Raw genomic sequence first — 15,448 nt, 5'->3', positions numbered from 1 at the left:
TAGGGCGCGCCAGTTCAGTACGGGGGTCAGGGCGGTGCAGGTGCGCCGAGGAACCAGGCGAGTCGGCCGTGGACGTGTGCGAGGGCGGCGAGAGCCTCGCGCAGGTGTCGGAGCCGGTCGATCACCGCCAGCAGCTCCTGCCCATCAGGCGGTCCCACGGCGGTCCGTAGATCGGCGGCTGCTTTCGCGGCCACGGCCCGGTCCTGGTCGCTGACCTCCCACACCCGGTCACGAATCTGCTGCTCGGCTTCTTCAGCGAGCGTCTCGATCGTCGTCCGCATGCCCACGCCCCGCGACCCTCGGCGCCGAGGAGACGGTGCTCGAAGCGGCGAAGAAGATGACCCGGCTCGGGGTGGGCGCGCTGCCGATCTGCGGCACGGACGACAGGCTCAAGGGCATGCTCACCGACCGCGACATCGTCGTGAAGGTCCTCGGCGCCGGCAAGGACCCCGCCACGGTCAAGGCTGGCGACCTCGCCCAGGGCGAGGCCGTCACCATCGGCGCCGACGACGACGCCGCCGAGATCCTGCGCACGATGAGCGAGCACAAGGTCCGGCGTCTGCCCGTGATCGATGGTCACCGCCTGGTCGGCATCGTCGCCCAGGCCGACGTCGCCCGCGCGCTTCCCGACCCGAAGGTCGGCGACCTCCTCCAGGCGTTGTCCTCCGACTGACCACCTCAGCCGGCAACCGGCAGGATCCGCGGGCCGTGACCGGCTCGCCTGGTGACGCGTTGGGGTGGTGCCGGAGTTTGCGACTCACCCGGGCCCGCAGCTCCGGCCCCTTGCCGCTGACGGCGGGGCGTCGCCATCTTGCCCGGCCCGCGCCTCGGAGAGGTGGCGGGCAGGGCCGCTCCCTGTGGTCGGCGGCTCCTGGTGGAGCACACGCGGGTTCGTTGCGATCGGGGAGGCCCAGGACGCGATTCATCGCTCGCCGCAGGGGTCGAGTGGCAGTGCCGAGACGTGGACCGGAGGCAGTTTCCAGGTTCGGGGAGGTTCCTGCCGCGGCGGCCGGACGGTGTCCTCGTCCCCGCCGTCGATGTCCAGCACCACCAGGCCGGGCTCCGCGATGTGCTGCTCGTCGATCGGCCTTCGGACGCCGGCCTGCCCGGGAGTACCTGAACCTGCCGATGGTCCTGCACGGCCCTCGCACGGTCGAAGGCGGGCGGGGTGCGGCCCCCGTCGCGGCCCTGATGGCCTGGGCCGCATCCCGTACAGCGAGCGTACTCGGCTCGCCGGCGGCCCTGTCCGGCTGCGCGCCTGCCGCCCCTTCACCGCGGCAGGCCCTGCCGGCGGCTGTTGTCTGCCGTGGTGTCCGCCCGGGCCCGGTCACTGCTGCGCGACGGAGGTAAGGATGACCGAGCAGGGAACTTGCGCCCGCTTCCCGGTCTAGCCTGGCCGGGCACCATGTCGTGCGGTGCGGGAGGGAGGGCAGCTGTGGTCAGTGGACACGCCAGCGGCACTACCCCGCACGACGACCCGGACGGTGCCCTGGAGCTGTATCTGCAGCTGCTTAATGCGCGCTTGGACCCCGACCGATTCACCACGGTCATCCGCGCGGCGCAGGACACCTGCCGCCTGTTGGCCGACGGACACCCCACCCTGCTGAACATGCCTTGCGAAGGCGCCCCCGATGCCGGCCTGCACGGCGAGTACCTGAGCCTGCTGGCCGTGATGATCACCGGCCGGCTCGACCACCGGGTCGTCCAGCGCCCCCTGCCGGACGGACGCATGGGGCTGGCCGTCATCTGCTGCGACGACCCGCCGCCGTCCCCCACCCTGCAAGAACGCCTCGGCTCCGAATCCCGCTCCTGACGCCTCGCGCTCCCCACGCGCCCTAGCCTTTACGTACGCCGCCGCGACACCACCGAAACGGTCATCGGCACGCTTACCTGCACACCTCACCCGCCCGCAGCTGCTCATCCTCGGCAGCCTGCGCCCCGTCGGTCACGGTGCCCCTGCGGGCGGACCAAGCTCGCCAGGTTGCGGAGTACCTGGCTACGGCGGGGCTGGTGGCACCGTGCGCGGTCCGGCACAGCGCGGCCATGTCCGCCGCAGCCCGGGGCCGGGCCGCTCGTGGCTGCTTTGGCCGACTCTGGAAGAAGGAGCGACAGCGGCGGGCGGTGCTGTGTCGCGTTGCGGTAGGGCGTTGGTGCGCCGGGCGGACGTTTTCAGACTTTATGTTCGGTTTTCGGTCATGGTGCGTTGCGGGGAGGCTGCTTGATCGTTTAGGGGGGTGGTCGTGGGTGTGGTGGGGCGTGTGGCTCCTGGCGTGCGGCCGGTAGCGAGGGAGTGTCGGGTGTCGGGTCGCCGGTTGTGGATGGCTGTGGTGCTGGTGTCGGGAGCGCTTGTTCCGGCGGTGCTGGGCGGCGGGGTGGGGGCAGTCGCCGCTCCGGCTGCGGCGACGGCTCCGGTGCTGGAGAAGGTGAGCCCGACGGGGGCGATCGAGGTGGTCGATGACAAGGGCTACTCGTGCTTCTGGGTGACGGTGAAGGGTCACGGCTTCGCGCCGGATGTGGTGACGGAGAAGGACGGTGTGGAGGTGCACTCCTCGGTGGTCCGTCTGGAGGTCGGCACGGACCAGGCGATGGGTGTGCTGAGCGGGGAGCCCGATCTGGTCTACCCGGACAAGGACGGCAACTTCGAGGCGAGGTTCCGTCCGTGTGGGTTGACCACGCATGGTTCGATCGAGACGGACCACGTGTGTACGCAGGAGGACGTGGACGCGAGCACTTGCCCGATCAACTCCGTCGGGGACGTCACCCAGCGGTCTCGTCGCTGGGTGAGCACGAAGGTCCGGGTGGTGGCGAGGGACGACGTGTGCGAGAAGAACGGGCTCGATGAGGACGACTGCAAGGAGCGCAGGCGGAGCCGCGAACTGCCCTTCACGGATCCCGTCCTGGCCGAGGTCACCTGGCCGCTGAAGGTCACCGGCAAAAAGTAGCCGTTCGCTCCAGACGGGCCGCAGCGCGGGCCGCCACCCCTGGTGGCGGCCCGCGCTTTTGCGTGTCCGGGGCCGGCCCTCCAGGTCCCCCACACGAGTGAATCCGGGCCTCGCGTACGCGTAGGCGGCTTGTGCGGTGTGCACCCAACTCGCCCCGAAATTATGCCCATTGACAGCAAACGGGATCTTTCGGCATGTTTCCGGCGCGGCCCGATCGTCGGGCCGGCTGATGTGCGATCGGCGTGCGATTCATGGCGCGTTCGGTACGTGAGAGCTACGACGAGAACCAGGCCGCGGGCAGGCTGCGGGTGCCGTTGGCGGCCTGGCGGTGGGCGGTCGGCTCGGGCCTGGTCCCGCTGGCCGACGCCGGCCCGGGGTTGTGGTCGCGGGTGGTGGTGGAGGCCGCCGACTCCGAGGCCGTGCGCGCGGCCCTGCGGGGGCCGATCGGTGCGGGGGTGGCGGCGGACCGGCTGACGCAGGTCCTGGGGGAGCCGTTGTGGTGCCGCCCCGCGCGTGACCGCGGCGGCGGTCGGTCACCTTGCCCAAGCTGGCCTGCTGGTCCGCCTCGGCGGGGACGCCGAGTTTCCCGACGTTCACCCGGACCAGGTGGCCGCCCTCGCGCGCCGCCGGACCTGCCCGTTCTCTGCGACCGGCACGTCCCCCTCGGGCCGGTCCAGGCCGCCCGGCGCCTCGGCGTCCGCAGGACGGATTGGGACCAGGTGGTCCGGCTCGGTTGGGTCGCCCCGGTCGGCTCGGACAAGCGGCAGGGCGGTCGTGACCAGGTCGCGTGCTGAGGTGAGAGTGAGAGATCGCACCGGGCGCACCCCCGCTTGGCGGTGCCCTCGCACCGCGCCCCCTCGGGCTGGTTGGTGGATTCCAATGGTCGTCGCAACATGGAGTCGGTTGTGATCTTGCGCGGGCAGTCTAAGCAGTGCGGCGTGGTTCTGGTGTGAGAGCTGTCCGGGGGATGGTCGCTCCTGAAACGTTTCTGCGTATCCGCGGGCCGTTTCCAACAGACGATGGCGCCGTTGATCACGGTGCAATTCGTCCGTCGATCAAGAGGGCTTCTCCGTGAAGATCCGCACCGCAGCAACCGCCGTCCTGGTGGCGGCCACCGCCCTGACCGCTCTTGCTCCGTCCCAGGCGTTCGCCGCACCGCAGGCCCCGCCGTGCACGAAGAAGAACATCGCCTACCTCGACGCGCAGAACCACCACGAGGACGCCGAGGCCAAGGTCACGGCAGCCGAACAGGCCCTCGACCGCGCCAGGGCCGACCGCGCCACGCTCGACCGCACGGGAGACCTGGGACGGCACCTGCAAAACAAGCTGACTGGTGGGCCGCGGCAATCCTCAGACGTCGCCACGGCGACTATGTCCGAGTACTACGCGCTCGAAGATGCCGTGGAGAAGCACGATGCGGTCGCCACCGCCGATGCCGCGGTGAAGCTCGCCGACACCACCGACAAGGCGATCAAGGCGATCAAGGATGAAGACATGCAGAGGCACATCCAAGAGAAAGCAGAGCGTCCTGCCAAGCTGCTGCGGGAGCAGGCCGAGAAGGCGCGTTCCGCGACCGAGGCTCCGAACGTCGAGGCCCGCCAGGCCGACCTCGACGCCGCACGGGCCGAGCTGACCAAGGCCGCCAAGGCGGTGCGCCCCGCACGCGACTCGTACCGCAACTGCCTGGACAAGCTCGTCAACTGACGAAACTGAGCTGCCCGGCCGTAAGCAACTCGGCGAGGCGCTCGGCTGGGGTGTCCCAGCCGAGCGCCTTGCGGGGCCGGCTGTTGAGTTCGGTCTCGACGGCGTCCAGGGCCGCGCGGCTGTAGCGTGACAGGTCGGTGTGCTTGGGGAAGTACTGCCGCAGCAAACCGTTGGTGTTCTCGTTCGAGCCGCGCTGCCAGGGACTTCCCGGCTCGCAGAAGTAGACCGGCATGCCGGCGTTGCGCGCGCCGGGGCCCGCCCCTGCGGGGCAAAGGAAGACAACCAGGGGTGGCGGGGCCGGCCCTCGATGGACTGGCGGGCGGTGTACGCCGCCCCTGCGGGCGCCCGGTCCCCGCTCGCGGCCCTCAAGGCGAGCCCGGTGTGGGAGCGGGTGTTGTTGGCGGAAGTGGCTCGGATGGCTCGGGTGGGCCGGGCGGCGGTGGTGAACTGGTGCCGCCGGCACGCCGACTTCCCTGGCCCGGTCGGCGGTACGGACGTGCATCCGCAGTTCGACCGGTCGGCGGTGGTGGCTTGGCTGCTCGCTCACGACAAGATCGGGGTGCCCGTGGCCATGCCAGCGGCCTCGCTGGTCGTGGTGGGCGCCGGGGGCGTTTCGTCCCGGTTCCGGCTCGACGGTCCGTGGCTGGTCCTGGCCGACGATGCCGAAGGGGAGGACCAGTTGTCGGGCTGGTCCACGGATGCGGACGCCGACGAGTTGGCTGCCCTGACGGCGGGGGAGTTCGGGGCGTCGGTGGGCCGGCTGACTGCGCCGGGAACGGCGCCGTTGGCGGTGCTGGGGGAGGTGCGGGTGATCGAGCGGTTTCGTTCGGGGGCGGGTGGCCTGCGGGTGACGCTGGCGTGGCCGGCCGGCCTGCGGGGCGCCGCCGCGGAGGGATCGGCGGGCGGGGTGGTCCGGCACGGCGTCCCGTCCGCCCGGTCGGGGGAGGGGTGCGCGTGCCGTCGGTACGACTGCGGGGGCCTGGTCCCGGTCGACTGGTGCGCTGAACACGGGGACGCAGCCGGCCCGGTCATGGACTGGCACCCCGGCGGCGGCATCCGTTGCACCGCACTGGCTGCAACCAGCCGCAGATGAATCAGGAACTCGGTGACAGCCGGCTGACCGGCCGCAAGCCACCGGGGTAGCACTGCCCGTGGGCGGTGCTACCCCGGTGCAGGCACAACGTGTTCAAGCCCGGGGCCGCGCCTCCGGCACCGCTGGGGGCGATCAGCAGCAGTTCCGGGCGGGCTCAAGCGAGCGGGGCGTTGGTACAGGTCGAGGCGTACTGGGTGAGGGTGTCCTTCTCGGCCTGGTCGACGGAGAGGCCGTAGCGGGTCTTCACCGCGATCCATTCGGTGATGTACCGGCAGCGCACCGCTTCGACGGGGGGCAGCCACTCGGCGACGTCCCGGTCGGCTTTCTGCCGGTTCGACCGCGCGGTGACCGCCACGAGGTGGTGGTCGACGGACAGGTCGTTGGCGTAGGCGACACGCTGGGCCTTGTCCCAGTTGCGGGCGCCGGAGTCCCAGGCCTCTGCGAGGGGGACGAGGTGTTCGTTCCACGCCCACGAGCAGGCCGCCATCGTTGCCAGCATGCCCGGGATCGGCAACCTGCTCGGAGCCGAGATCCTGGCCGCCATCGGTGGCGACATGGATCTCTTCGGCAGCGCTGATCGCCTGGCGACCTACGCCGGCCTCGCACCGGCGCCCCGGGACTCAGGCAAGGTCAGCGGCAACCGACACCGCCCCAAGCGATACCACCGACGTCTTCAACGGGCCCTGTTCCTTGCAGCCATGAGCAGCATCACCTGCTGCTCGGAATCCCGCCGGTACTACGACCGCAAACGAGCCGAAGGCAAGAGGCACTCCCAAGCAGGCCTGGCGCTGGCCAGGCGACGAGTCAACGTCCTGTAGGCACTTCTCCGAGACCAACGGCACTACGAACTCACACCACCAGCGGCAGCTGCCCAATAGGGCTCCTCGCAGATCGCAAAACTGTCGACCAAACCCGACCTATCAGGGAGGATCCTCTCAGCACCGCCGCACGACACCGAGGAGACGCCCGTGATCACGCAAGGAGTACAGGTCACAGGCCGGTGCAGTGCATGCGGAGGCACGACGACCTGCGACATGGGTCAGTTCTTCGACCGAGGCACGCTTCGCTGGGGCACCGAAGGTCGATGCGCAGACTGCCCAAATGCGTGGTGCGAGCAAGACAGCGGCCCCGTCACGCCCGAGAACATTCGACACGCTCTGCTACAAGCACACGGGCCCGCCCGGCTTCGCCTGTCTGGCAACGTGCCCAGCCTCGTTCCCGTGCTCCAGGCCCTCCGGGACGCACGGGAAGTATCCCTTGGCGAAGCCCGAGCACAGGTCACGCAACTCGCTGAGGACGGTCTCACCGGCACGCTCGTCGAGATGGAGGTCTTGGCGGTTCGCCTTCGGCGACGTGCCGTCGAGGTGACCCTTGCACCAGCCGGGTGATCTCGTCCGGACGGCACCCGACGCGGCTTGACACCGGCATTGAGAAGTCTTTGTCCGCGATAGCCGGACGAAGAGGTCTGCTTCGGGTTCGGGGCCGGCGGCGGTGTCAGGGGTACACACGCCGCCGATGTATCGCCGGCTGTCCGCGCAGCTGGCTCAGGCCCGGCGCGAGGGCCGCTTCCCCGACCTGATCGAACCGTCCGTGAAGTTCACGTCTCGCCGGCCTGGCCGAGCGCGGACGCCTTCGTGCGCGAGATGCCCGACTGGTTCCGCCTCGCCGCACCGAGGGCCAGGAGTGCGCCTTGTACGTCGCCGCCGGGCCTGCGCGAGGGTCCCCGGACCGTACAGTCCGGTGCTTCCCCTCGCGTGTGCCCGTCGGGTTCCGAGTCCGCGGAGTGGGTCTTTGGCAGCGGCATTAGCCCAGGGTGACGCCTTGGTTGACGTCGAATCCCTGGAGCTGGCCGGCCTCTGTGGAGTCGTGGCCGTATTTGATCGGCGCCTGCAGCACGTACTTGGTGCCCCCGGTGGGTGACCCGTCCGGCTTCATTTCCTGGGGCGGTGGCGGGAACAGGATGTGGTTGGCGATCCACTTCCCCGGCTCAAGGGTCTCGTAGGAGAACGGGCCCTCGACGTCACCTGAGCGTTGGAAGGTGAGGGCCATCGACTGGGTCCACGTCTCGGTGAGCCCGTTAGGGGTGAGTTGGAGGAGGCTGTCCGGGGAGGAAGCGATGTCCGGTAGCCGCAGGGTCACTTTCCCGAACAGCGGGTGTAGCGCCTCCATCGCGAAGTCGACGGTCCGCAGGCGAACGAAGTCGGCGCCACCGACTTCGACCCTCACGACCCGGGAGCCGATGAAGTTCAGTGCCGGCAGTGGCGGTGGGATATCCACAACCAGTGTTGCCCCGAAGCCGTTGCAACTGAGGGTGAACTGCTGGCCGATCGTCGGCAGCACCGGCGGGGCCTGACCAGATGGCTTCGCGGCAGCGGCTGCACGGGTGGCTGCTGCGCCCGTCGCGAGCAGCCCCATGCCGGCAGCCGCCACAGCGTGGCTGAGCAGACGACGGCGACTGAGGGAGGATGTCATGCCGACGATCATCAACCTCACCACCTCCCGCTGGGCCGGTTCCGGCCGCGATGTCCCTCCCAGGAGTGACGCAATGCAGCTGATCGTGCACCGACCCCTCGAGCAGGGATGCTGGAACTCACCTGCGCGGAGCCCACTGGGCGGCGGTGGCAGTGCTCAGTCGGCAGGATGCCAGGAGGGCGGCAAGGGGTAGGCCGAGGCGGGGGCCTGGGCCACTCGCGTGGCGGGTTTGCCAGCGAAGCGCTGGCTTTGCTGGGGCGGGGGAGCGTGGTGCCGTCCGCGTCCGCTTGCCGGTGGGTGGTTGCGAGGTCAGGTGGTGGGCGGGGTGCACAGGGGGAGGACGGTCTCGGCGGCGTGGAGGATGCGGTCCACGTCCTGGTCGGTGAGGTCGCAGTGCAGGGAGAGCCGTAGTGCGGTGCGGTTGTGGGGTGTGGCGGGGGGACAGAAGACGGAGGCGAACACGTCGTGTTCTTCCATGATGTCGCGTACCTGGATGACTGTTTCGTCACGGCCGGTGGGCAGCGACATGATGTGGGCCCCCGATCCCCGAAGGTCGTACCCGAGGCCGGTGAGCCCTTCCCGCAAGGTTGTGGCGACTTCCCGCAGGCGGGTGCGGCGCCACTCGTCGGCGCGGACGACGTCCAGGGTGGCGGCGATCTGCACCAGGTCGGAGGACACCAGAGTGGAGGCGAAGACCGCCGGCAGGGAGGTCATCTTGAAGTACTCGACGAAGTCCTCGTCCGGGCACGTGATGTAGCCGGCCCGCTTCGCGAACGCCTTCGACAGGCTCATCGTGCGGAAATGCACCCGCCCGGCCAGCCCCGCCTCCACCACCATGCCCGCACCGGCCGGGCCGTGGGTGCCCAGCGAGTGCGCCTCGTCGACGACCAGGACACAGCCCGTCTGCTCGGCCACCTCGCACAACGCGCCCAGCGGCGCCAGACTGCCGCACACGCTGTACATCGAATCCACCGCGATCACCCCAGGCCCGTACTCCTCGATACGCCGCGCCAGGTGGGCGACATCGTTGTGCCGGAAGGGCCGCACCGTGGCGCCGGCCGCCTGCGCCCCCGCCCACAGCGACATGTGGGCCAGCACGTCCACGTAGACCGGTACCTCGGGCCCGGCCAGGGTCTGCAGCAGCCCCAAGTTGGCGTCGAACCCCGACTGGCAGAAGACGCCCGCCCCCGAACCGAGGTAGCGGGCCATCACCCGCTCCAGTTCGGTCTGCGGGTTCTCCTCATACAGCAGCACCGCCGAGGCCAGCCTGGCTCCCCGCATCGCGTGGAGCGACTCGCTCACGGCGTCCACCACGCCTTTGTCACCGGCCAGGCGCAGGTAGTCATTGCTGTCGACCACGGTGGACCCCGCCGTGGGCAGGCGGCGGCCGCGCAGGATGTGCCGGCCTGACCACCGGCCCCCGATCCCGTTGGCGTGGAAAGCCTCCACCCGCTCCCGGACGAACGGGGGAAGCAGGGGGACAGCAGCACAGGCATCGATCATGCAGCGCAATGTAGGCCCACAGATCACCCGACCGGCTCTACCTACACAGGCACGTCTGGGTGACCCGCTGCCCCAGTGTTCGGGCCACGGAACAACACACCGCGTCCGACGGCCGCCGCCGGGCCCGTGAGGGCGGGCTAGGGTTCGGGTGAGTTCGTGCCGATAGGGCGTGCGCGGGCCAGGCCCGGTGCCCGACGTGTCGGGGGCAGTACCACTGGGCCGCTCAAGCCTCAGCCGGCCTCGGCCGCGTTCGGTCTCGTGCCGGTGCCGAGCTGGCGGCGGCCGGGGGACAAAAGCGCCGCCGCTTCTGTCGGCTCGGCGGCCGCCCGGGGCGCGGCCGCGTCGTCCAGCTCGGCGGCGAGACGGCCCCGGCGGCCGCCCGCCGACGGTTCGGGAGAGGACACGGGGCGCGGGCCGGTGCCGAGGGCACGTCGTGCGGTCATGTCTTCAGTGTCCAGGGTCCCGCCCCGCAGCGGGTGGCGGCCTGCACGGCTGCGCTCACGGCCCGTTGGTGTCCGGGCTCCAGAGGGTCGGTCCGCCGCCGCGCCATTCGATGAGGAGCGGGTCGTCCAGGCGGACGGTGTCGGGGTCCAGGCCTGCCCGCCGCAGGAACTCGAGCACATCGCCGGGGCCGAGGGCGCGGCCGAGGATTTCGCCGCCTGCGCGGACGCGGCGTCCGCCCTCGGCGTCCGGCGGATAGACGACGACGCGCAGGCCGAGGCTCACCCCTCCACCGTGCCGGTACCCGGTCACTCCAGCACTCCGAGCGCGGTGTCCGAACGGCAGTGGATGCAGGCGGTGACGCCCTCGGCGAGGAGGCGGCGGATCTGGTCCGGTGTGGCGGGGATGCAGCGTTTGCCGGTGTCCCAGCAGCCCGCGGCACGGACGCGGACGGGGAGGCGGCCGGCGCCGATTCCGCGCTCGATCAGCCAGGCCGGAGGCTCGGGCGCCGGCTGCCGCCGGGCGGCAGCGGCCTCCTGCGCCTCGGCCGCGGCCAAGGCCTGCTCCGCACGGTGCAGCTCGCCGCGGAGGTAGGTGACCAGGGTCCGCAGGCGGGGGAGGTCGGGCGGCGGGACGGACACCACCGAGCGCAGGCCGACGGCGTACCGTACGAGCGCGCATCGGAGATCCGGGACGCCTGCGAGTACCGCGAGTACGCGGAGGGTCCCGGCGCCGAGTCGGAGCGGCTCTTAGCGACTTCAGTGGCCGGAACCGCTGTAGTACCCGCCGAGCTGGTCGCGATAGGCGGGGTCTCCCAGGTGCTTCTCCTTGTGCGCTGGCAGCCCTGACGGCGGGGGAGTTCGGCCGGCTGACGGCGCCGGGAACGGTACCGTTGGCGGTGCTGGGGGAGGTGCGGGTGATCGAGCGGTTCCGTTCGGGATCGGGCGGCCTGCGGGTGACCCTGGCGTGGCCGGCTGGCCTGCGCGGTTCTGCCGCGGAGGGGTCGGCGGGCGGGGTGGTCCGGCATGGGGTGCCGTCCGCTGGCTCGGCCCCGGGATGTGTGTGCCGCAGGTACGACTGCGGGGGCCTGGTCCCGGTGTCCTGGTGCGAGGCGCAGGGGAACGCAGCCGGCCCGGTGATGGAATGGCACCCCGGCGGCGGGATCCGATGCTCAGCCCTGGCTCGGGGGCGGGCACAGGCCGACGCTTCGGTCCCTTCGGCGCATCCGTAGGTGCAGTGGCGTTTCGGCGGTGAATCCGGCGGGCCCGGGGGAGTGAACCGCTGCCCCGGGCCCTGTCGCCGGTTTGGGGGTGGCCGGTAGAACCGCCGCATGATGATCATAATCGGACGGGCCGCCACCGCGGCCGCAGCTGCCCTCGCCCTGACCCTGCCCGCCACCACCGCGCACGCCGCCGAAGAGGTGCGCGCTGCGGTGCCGCAGGTCCTCCCGATCGGCGTCGCGGTGACCGCGCTGCCGCTCGCGACCGAGGACCGTACCGGCTACCGGCGTACCTCCTTCAGGCACTGGAATGCCGGTGACCTGCCGGCCGATGGCTGCAGCACCCGCTAGGAGGTGTTGCTGGCCGAGGCGGTTGACTACCCGCAGATCGGGCCGGACTGCGCGCTGAGTGGGGGTATGTGGGTGTCGTACTACGACGAAGTCTCCGTGACCGACGCAGGCAGGCTGGATATCGACCACATGGTGCCGCTCGCGGAGGCGTGTGGGACAGCGGGGCCTCGGCGTGGACGGCGGCCCGTCGGGAGGCGTACGCGAACGACCAGGGCCAGCCGTCATCGCTGGTGGCGGTCTCGGCCCGCTCGAACCGGTCCAAGGCTGACCAGGACCCGGCGCAGTGGCTGCCGCCGTCGCCTGAGGCGCTGTGCCGGTACGGCGCGGAGTGGACGGCGACGAAGCTGCGGTGGGGGCTGGCGGTGGATGCGGCGGAGCGGGACCGGCTGTGGGACATCGCGGCCGGCTGCGGCGGCACCGATGTGGAGTTCACCCCCGCCCCATAACGGAACGGCAGCACTGCGCAAGGGCCGTCACCCGCTTGGGTGGCGGCCCTCCCGGCTCCACGGCCTGTTGTGGGTGTCGGTCGGCTGGCGGAGGCTGTCGCCTACTCCGCCCAGTGCCGCGTATCCCGGCTGGTGGGCGGTACGGCAGACCGTGGTCAGGCGTGCGGTTCGGCCTGCATGCGCCGCTGGATCTCTTCGGGGGAGACGTCCTCGATGTGGGTGGCGATGAACCAGTTGTGGCCGTAGGGGCAGGTGAAGCCGCCCGCGCGGTCTCCGTAGGGCATGGTGGTCATCGGGAAGGTCGGCTTGCAGCCGGCTTTGACGGCCTTGTCGAAGACGGCTTCGGAGTTGGGTACCTGGATCCAGACGGTCACTGGGGTACCGCCTGCCGTCTTGGGGCTGAGGATGCCCATCTCGGGGATTTCGTCGCTGATGATGATGACGTTGTCGCCGACCATCTGCTCGGAGTGGATGAGCTTGCCGCCAGCCTGGATGCGGGTGCGCTCGCTCACTCCCAGCACGTCCTGGTAGAAGGAGATCGCCTCGTCGGCGGGTGTGACGGCCATCCAGGGGATGACCAGCTGGTAGTCGGTGTTCTGCCAGTGGACCATGATCGCTCTCTTCTCTGCGTGGTTCTCAGGCGTTGCCGAGGGCCTGGGTGATCGCCTGGTCCATCTCCTCCGGGCTGTATTCCTTGATACGGGCAGCGATCCACCAGGTGTGGCCGAACGGGTCGGTGAACGAGGCGCCGCGGTCGCCCTGGTACATGTCGGTCGGGGGATAGACCTCCTCGGCTCCGGCCTTGACCGCGCGCTGGAAGAGGCCGTCGACGTCCTCGACCCACACGTGGATGGGCACCGGAGTGCCGCCGATGCGGGACGGGTCGCGCATCTTCCATTCGGCGTTCTCATCGATCACGAAGATGACGGAGTCCCCGATCTGCAGCTCCGAGTGGTTGATCCTGCCGTCCGGCTGAGGAACGACGAGACGCTCGACCGCCCCGAAGAGGTCCTTGTAGAAGGCGATCGCCTCCGCGGCCGGGGTCGCCACAAGAAACGGGCTGACCCGCGGGTATCCGTCGGGAATCGGATTCACCATGTTTGTCTCCTCTGGTGGAATTTCGCCGCTCTTGTGGCGACATGTTCCACGCTAGAGGCCGTGGAGGACAGAACTTGTCCTCCACCACCGCAAACATGAAGGCATGACCAGTGATACCCCCGCCCGGCTGCTGCGGCTTCTGTCCTTGCTCCAGACACGCCGCACCTGGCCCGGAGCGGACCTGGCCGACCGCCTCGAGGTCACCGTCCGCACCGTGCGCCGCGACGTCGACCGGCTGCGCGCCATGGGCTACCCGGTCGAATCCGGCTACGGCACGGCCGGCGGCTACCGCCTGACCTCCGGCACCGACCTGCCGCCCCTGCTCCTGGACGACGACGAAGCCATCGCCATCGCGGTGGCACTGCGGACCGTCACCAGCGGCCTGACCGGCATGGAGGACACCGCCCTACAGGCTCTGGCGAAACTCGAACAGGTACTGCCCGCCCGGCTGCGCAGCCGCGTGACCGCCCTCCAGGACACCGTCACCGCGGTACACCGCCCACCCTCGCGTTCCCGCATCGACCCGGCCACCCTCGCGGCGCTGGCCTCCGCCTGCCGCGACCACGAGATCGTCACCTTCGACTATGCCTCACGCCACGGCACACCCGCTGCCCGCCGGGTGGAGCCGCACAGCCTGGTGACCGCGGTGGGGCTGTGGTACCTGATCGCCTACGACACCCACCGCGGCGACTGGCGCGTCTACCGCCTGGACAGGCTCACCAGCGCGACCCCGACCGGACACCGTGCCCCCGCGCGAGAGCTGCCCGCCGCTGACCCGGCCGCCTACGTGATCAGCCGCATCAACGCGGCCCCCGCCCGCTACCACGCGATCGCCACCGTCCAAGCGGCGGCCGCCACCGTGCGCACCCGCACGCGAGGTGAACTCCTCGGCGCCGTCGAAGCACTCACCGAGCACACCTGCACCGTCGACCTCTCCGGCGACAGCCTGAACCGCATCGCGGTCTTCCTCACCCGCATCGACGCCGACTACACCCTCGACGCCGACCAGCACGTCCGCGACTACCTCCAGGCCCTCGCCCGCAGAACAACCCGAGCAGCGCAGCCCTGACCCCCACCACCGACAGAACACAGCCGACCGCCCCGCACCCGTTACGCAAAAGACGCCCCCGTACCGCCCAAGGAGACCTCATGCGCTGGGACAACCTGGCCACACGCCCCCAGGACGCCGCCCTCTTCGACGCGGCAACGATCACCACGCGCACCTTCGACACACCAGAATTCCGCGGCATCACCTTCCACGAGATACACGCCCGGACGATCCTGAACCGGATCCCCGACGCCGCCGCCTCCCGCATGCCCTTCCGGTGGACCCTCGCCCCCTACCGCGGCTGCTCCCACGCCTGCGTGTACTGCTTCGCCCGCACTTCCCACAGCTACCTGGACCTCGACCCCGGAGCCGACTTCGACTCCCAGATCATTGTCAAGACCAACGCCGCCGAACTGCTGCGCAGGCAACTGGCCTCCCGCACCTGGCGCGGCGAACACATCGCCATGAGCACCACCGTCGACTGCTACCAGCGGGCCGAAGGACGCTACCGCCTGATGCCGGGCATCATCGCGGCACTGCGCGACCACGCCAACCCCTTCTCACTGCTGACCAAGAGCACCCTCATCCTGCGCGACCTGCCGCTGCTGCAACAGGCGGCAGCCGTCACCGACGTACAGATCGCACTCTCCGTCGGATCCACCGACCGCGAGCTGTGCCGCACTCTGGAACCGGGCACCCCCGCACCGCACAGCCGCCTCCAGGCCGTACGCCGACTGGCCGAACACGGCATCAGCTGCAGCGTCGTCATGGCACCGGTCATCCCCTACCTCGGAGACCACCCCGAACAGCTGCGCGCCACCGTCCGCGACATCGCCGCCTGCGGAGCGGACTCGGTGACACCTGTGGTACTCAACCTCCGGCCCGGAGCACGCGAGTGGTTCATGTCCTGGCTGACCCGTCACCACCCCCACCTCGTACCCCGGTATGAACAGCTGTACGGGGACAAGGCGTACGCACCTACCCACTACCAAGAGCACATCACCCTCCAGGTGACGAAGCTGGCACAGGAGCACGGCCTGAACACGGCCCCTCCCCAGAACTCGCGCAGCGACGCGTCTTCACCCACCGACCCCGTCCTCACCCAGGACACCCTGTTCTGAGCGCCCGATA

At 70.4% G+C, this 15,448-nt stretch carries 17 protein-coding genes and 3 pseudogenes; 9 read left to right on the top strand and 11 right to left on the bottom strand.

Going from position 1 to position 15,448, the window contains the following annotated elements; all coding sequences use genetic code 11:
- Positions 1 to 26: 26 nt before the first annotated feature.
- Positions 27 to 281, bottom strand: a complete 255-nt coding sequence (locus ACFY61_RS18785; RefSeq protein WP_389473300.1) for a hypothetical protein — start codon at positions 279 to 281, stop codon at positions 27 to 29.
- Between the two features lie 56 nt (positions 282 to 337).
- On the opposite strand from ACFY61_RS18785, the gene ACFY61_RS18780 reads away from it, so the two are divergent.
- On the top strand, positions 338 to 673 hold the full coding sequence (locus ACFY61_RS18780) for a CBS domain-containing protein (protein ID WP_389473652.1): 336 nt from the start codon (positions 338 to 340) through the stop codon (positions 671 to 673).
- Between the two features lie 249 nt (positions 674 to 922).
- Here ACFY61_RS18780 and ACFY61_RS18775 read toward each other — a convergent pair whose 3' ends face one another.
- Positions 923 to 1,207, bottom strand: a complete 285-nt coding sequence (locus ACFY61_RS18775; RefSeq protein WP_389473298.1) for a DUF6207 family protein — start codon at positions 1,205 to 1,207, stop codon at positions 923 to 925.
- A 315-nt stretch (positions 1,208 to 1,522) separates the two neighbouring features.
- Here ACFY61_RS18775 and ACFY61_RS18770 point away from each other — a divergent pair, with 315 nt between their 5' ends.
- The 3 genes from ACFY61_RS18770 to ACFY61_RS18760 all read left to right on the top strand — a co-directional run bounded on the left by ACFY61_RS18770 (position 1,523) and on the right by ACFY61_RS18760 (position 4,646).
- Entirely contained in the window at positions 1,523 to 1,813 is a 291-nt protein-coding gene (locus ACFY61_RS18770; protein WP_389473297.1) for a hypothetical protein, read from the top strand.
- A 505-nt stretch (positions 1,814 to 2,318) separates the two neighbouring features.
- On the top strand, positions 2,319 to 2,942 hold the full coding sequence (locus ACFY61_RS18765) for a hypothetical protein (RefSeq protein ID WP_389473296.1): 624 nt from the start codon (positions 2,319 to 2,321) through the stop codon (positions 2,940 to 2,942).
- Between the two features lie 1,071 nt (positions 2,943 to 4,013).
- Positions 4,014 to 4,646: a hypothetical protein gene (locus ACFY61_RS18760; protein WP_389473294.1), complete on the top strand. Its 633-nt coding sequence runs from the start codon at positions 4,014 to 4,016 to the stop codon at positions 4,644 to 4,646.
- Here ACFY61_RS18760 and ACFY61_RS18755 read toward each other — a convergent pair.
- Positions 4,639 to 4,881 (bottom strand): annotated as a pseudogene (locus ACFY61_RS18755) (IS30 family transposase); the annotation flags it as partial. The gene ACFY61_RS18760 and the pseudogene ACFY61_RS18755 overlap by 8 nt on opposite strands.
- A gap of 144 nt (positions 4,882 to 5,025) precedes the next feature.
- Between ACFY61_RS18755 and ACFY61_RS18750 the strand changes: the two are divergent.
- Positions 5,026 to 5,739, top strand: coding sequence for a hypothetical protein (locus tag ACFY61_RS18750; protein ID WP_389473665.1), 714 nt, complete (start codon positions 5,026 to 5,028; stop codon positions 5,737 to 5,739).
- Positions 5,740 to 5,893: 154 nt separating this feature from the next.
- Here the strand turns inward: ACFY61_RS18750 and ACFY61_RS18745 are convergent, their stop codons facing one another.
- Positions 5,894 to 6,226 carry an HNH endonuclease family protein gene (locus ACFY61_RS18745; RefSeq protein WP_389473293.1) on the bottom strand — a complete coding sequence of 111 codons (333 nt, stop codon included), beginning with the start codon at positions 6,224 to 6,226 and terminating at the stop codon, positions 5,894 to 5,896.
- Here ACFY61_RS18745 and ACFY61_RS18740 point away from each other — a divergent pair.
- Positions 6,201 to 6,557 (top strand): annotated as a pseudogene (locus ACFY61_RS18740) (transposase); the annotation flags it as partial. The gene ACFY61_RS18745 and the pseudogene ACFY61_RS18740 overlap by 26 nt on opposite strands.
- A gap of 985 nt (positions 6,558 to 7,542) precedes the next feature.
- Here ACFY61_RS18740 and ACFY61_RS18735 read toward each other — a convergent pair.
- The 5 genes from ACFY61_RS18735 to ACFY61_RS18715 all read right to left on the bottom strand — a co-directional run bounded on the left by ACFY61_RS18735 (position 7,543) and on the right by ACFY61_RS18715 (position 10,796).
- A complete protein-coding gene (locus tag ACFY61_RS18735) occupies positions 7,543 to 8,223 on the bottom strand; it encodes a hypothetical protein (RefSeq protein WP_389473292.1) in 681 nt (226 codons plus the stop codon).
- Between the two features lie 297 nt (positions 8,224 to 8,520).
- Complete coding sequence (gene cqsA, locus ACFY61_RS18730) at positions 8,521 to 9,714, bottom strand: alpha-hydroxyketone-type quorum-sensing autoinducer synthase (RefSeq protein ID WP_389473291.1); 1,194 nt, start codon at positions 9,712 to 9,714, stop codon at positions 8,521 to 8,523.
- Positions 9,715 to 9,944: 230 nt separating this feature from the next.
- Positions 9,945 to 10,157 (bottom strand): hypothetical protein, encoded by a 213-nt coding sequence (locus ACFY61_RS18725; RefSeq protein ID WP_389473290.1) that lies wholly within the window; start codon positions 10,155 to 10,157, stop codon positions 9,945 to 9,947.
- A 55-nt stretch (positions 10,158 to 10,212) separates the two neighbouring features.
- Positions 10,213 to 10,440 (bottom strand): hypothetical protein, encoded by a 228-nt coding sequence (locus ACFY61_RS18720; protein WP_389473288.1) that lies wholly within the window; start codon positions 10,438 to 10,440, stop codon positions 10,213 to 10,215.
- Positions 10,441 to 10,463: 23 nt separating this feature from the next.
- A complete protein-coding gene (locus tag ACFY61_RS18715; RefSeq protein ID WP_389473286.1) occupies positions 10,464 to 10,796 on the bottom strand; it encodes a DUF6233 domain-containing protein in 333 nt (110 codons plus the stop codon).
- Positions 10,797 to 11,488: 692 nt separating this feature from the next.
- On the opposite strand from ACFY61_RS18715, the pseudogene ACFY61_RS18710 reads away from it, so the two are divergent.
- A pseudogene (locus ACFY61_RS18710) lies at positions 11,489 to 12,171 on the top strand (HNH endonuclease family protein).
- A gap of 155 nt (positions 12,172 to 12,326) precedes the next feature.
- Here the strand turns inward: ACFY61_RS18710 and ACFY61_RS18705 are convergent.
- Entirely contained in the window at positions 12,327 to 12,782 is a 456-nt protein-coding gene (locus ACFY61_RS18705) for a VOC family protein (RefSeq protein WP_389473284.1), read from the bottom strand.
- A gap of 25 nt (positions 12,783 to 12,807) precedes the next feature.
- The gene (locus tag ACFY61_RS18700) at positions 12,808 to 13,269 is read right to left on the bottom strand and encodes a VOC family protein (RefSeq protein ID WP_389473282.1); all 462 of its coding nucleotides are present in this window, start codon (positions 13,267 to 13,269) and stop codon (positions 12,808 to 12,810) included.
- A 103-nt stretch (positions 13,270 to 13,372) separates the two neighbouring features.
- Between ACFY61_RS18700 and ACFY61_RS18695 the strand changes: the two genes are divergently transcribed.
- Positions 13,373 to 14,338: a helix-turn-helix transcriptional regulator gene (locus tag ACFY61_RS18695; protein ID WP_389473280.1), complete on the top strand. Its 966-nt coding sequence runs from the start codon at positions 13,373 to 13,375 to the stop codon at positions 14,336 to 14,338.
- Positions 14,339 to 14,418: 80 nt separating this feature from the next.
- Positions 14,419 to 15,438 carry an Rv2578c family radical SAM protein gene (locus tag ACFY61_RS18690; RefSeq protein WP_389473279.1) on the top strand — a complete coding sequence of 340 codons (1,020 nt, stop codon included), beginning with the start codon at positions 14,419 to 14,421 and terminating at the stop codon, positions 15,436 to 15,438.
- Positions 15,439 to 15,448 lie beyond the last annotated feature (10 nt).

Source organism: Streptomyces sp. NPDC012888 (genome assembly GCF_042900645.1).
GTDB lineage: Bacteria > Actinomycetota > Actinomycetes > Streptomycetales > Streptomycetaceae > Streptomyces.
Note: the sequence above shows the minus strand (reverse complement) of the source record. Positions and strands in the feature narration are given on the sequence as shown.

Excerpts from the sequence above, each read along its gene's own strand:
- ACFY61_RS18785 (WP_389473300.1), bottom strand. The coding sequence starts at position 281 with ATGCGGACGACGATCGAGACGCTCGCTGAAGAAGCCGAGCAGCAGATT.
- ACFY61_RS18780 (WP_389473652.1), top strand. The coding sequence starts at position 338 with ATGACCCGGCTCGGGGTGGGCGCGCTGCCGATCTGCGGCACGGACGAC.
- ACFY61_RS18775 (WP_389473298.1), bottom strand. The coding sequence starts at position 1,207 with ATGCGGCCCAGGCCATCAGGGCCGCGACGGGGGCCGCACCCCGCCCGC.
- ACFY61_RS18765 (WP_389473296.1), top strand. The coding sequence starts at position 2,319 with ATGGCTGTGGTGCTGGTGTCGGGAGCGCTTGTTCCGGCGGTGCTGGGC.
- ACFY61_RS18745 (WP_389473293.1), bottom strand. The coding sequence starts at position 6,226 with ATGGCGGCCTGCTCGTGGGCGTGGAACGAACACCTCGTCCCCCTCGCA.
- ACFY61_RS18735 (WP_389473292.1), bottom strand. The coding sequence starts at position 8,223 with ATGATCGTCGGCATGACATCCTCCCTCAGTCGCCGTCGTCTGCTCAGC.
- cqsA (WP_389473291.1), bottom strand. The coding sequence starts at position 9,714 with ATGATCGATGCCTGTGCTGCTGTCCCCCTGCTTCCCCCGTTCGTCCGG.
- ACFY61_RS18725 (WP_389473290.1), bottom strand. The coding sequence starts at position 10,157 with ATGACCGCACGACGTGCCCTCGGCACCGGCCCGCGCCCCGTGTCCTCT.
- ACFY61_RS18705 (WP_389473284.1), bottom strand. The coding sequence starts at position 12,782 with ATGGTCCACTGGCAGAACACCGACTACCAGCTGGTCATCCCCTGGATG.
- ACFY61_RS18700 (WP_389473282.1), bottom strand. The coding sequence starts at position 13,269 with ATGGTGAATCCGATTCCCGACGGATACCCGCGGGTCAGCCCGTTTCTT.
- ACFY61_RS18695 (WP_389473280.1), top strand. The coding sequence starts at position 13,373 with ATGACCAGTGATACCCCCGCCCGGCTGCTGCGGCTTCTGTCCTTGCTC.
- ACFY61_RS18690 (WP_389473279.1), top strand. The coding sequence starts at position 14,419 with ATGCGCTGGGACAACCTGGCCACACGCCCCCAGGACGCCGCCCTCTTC.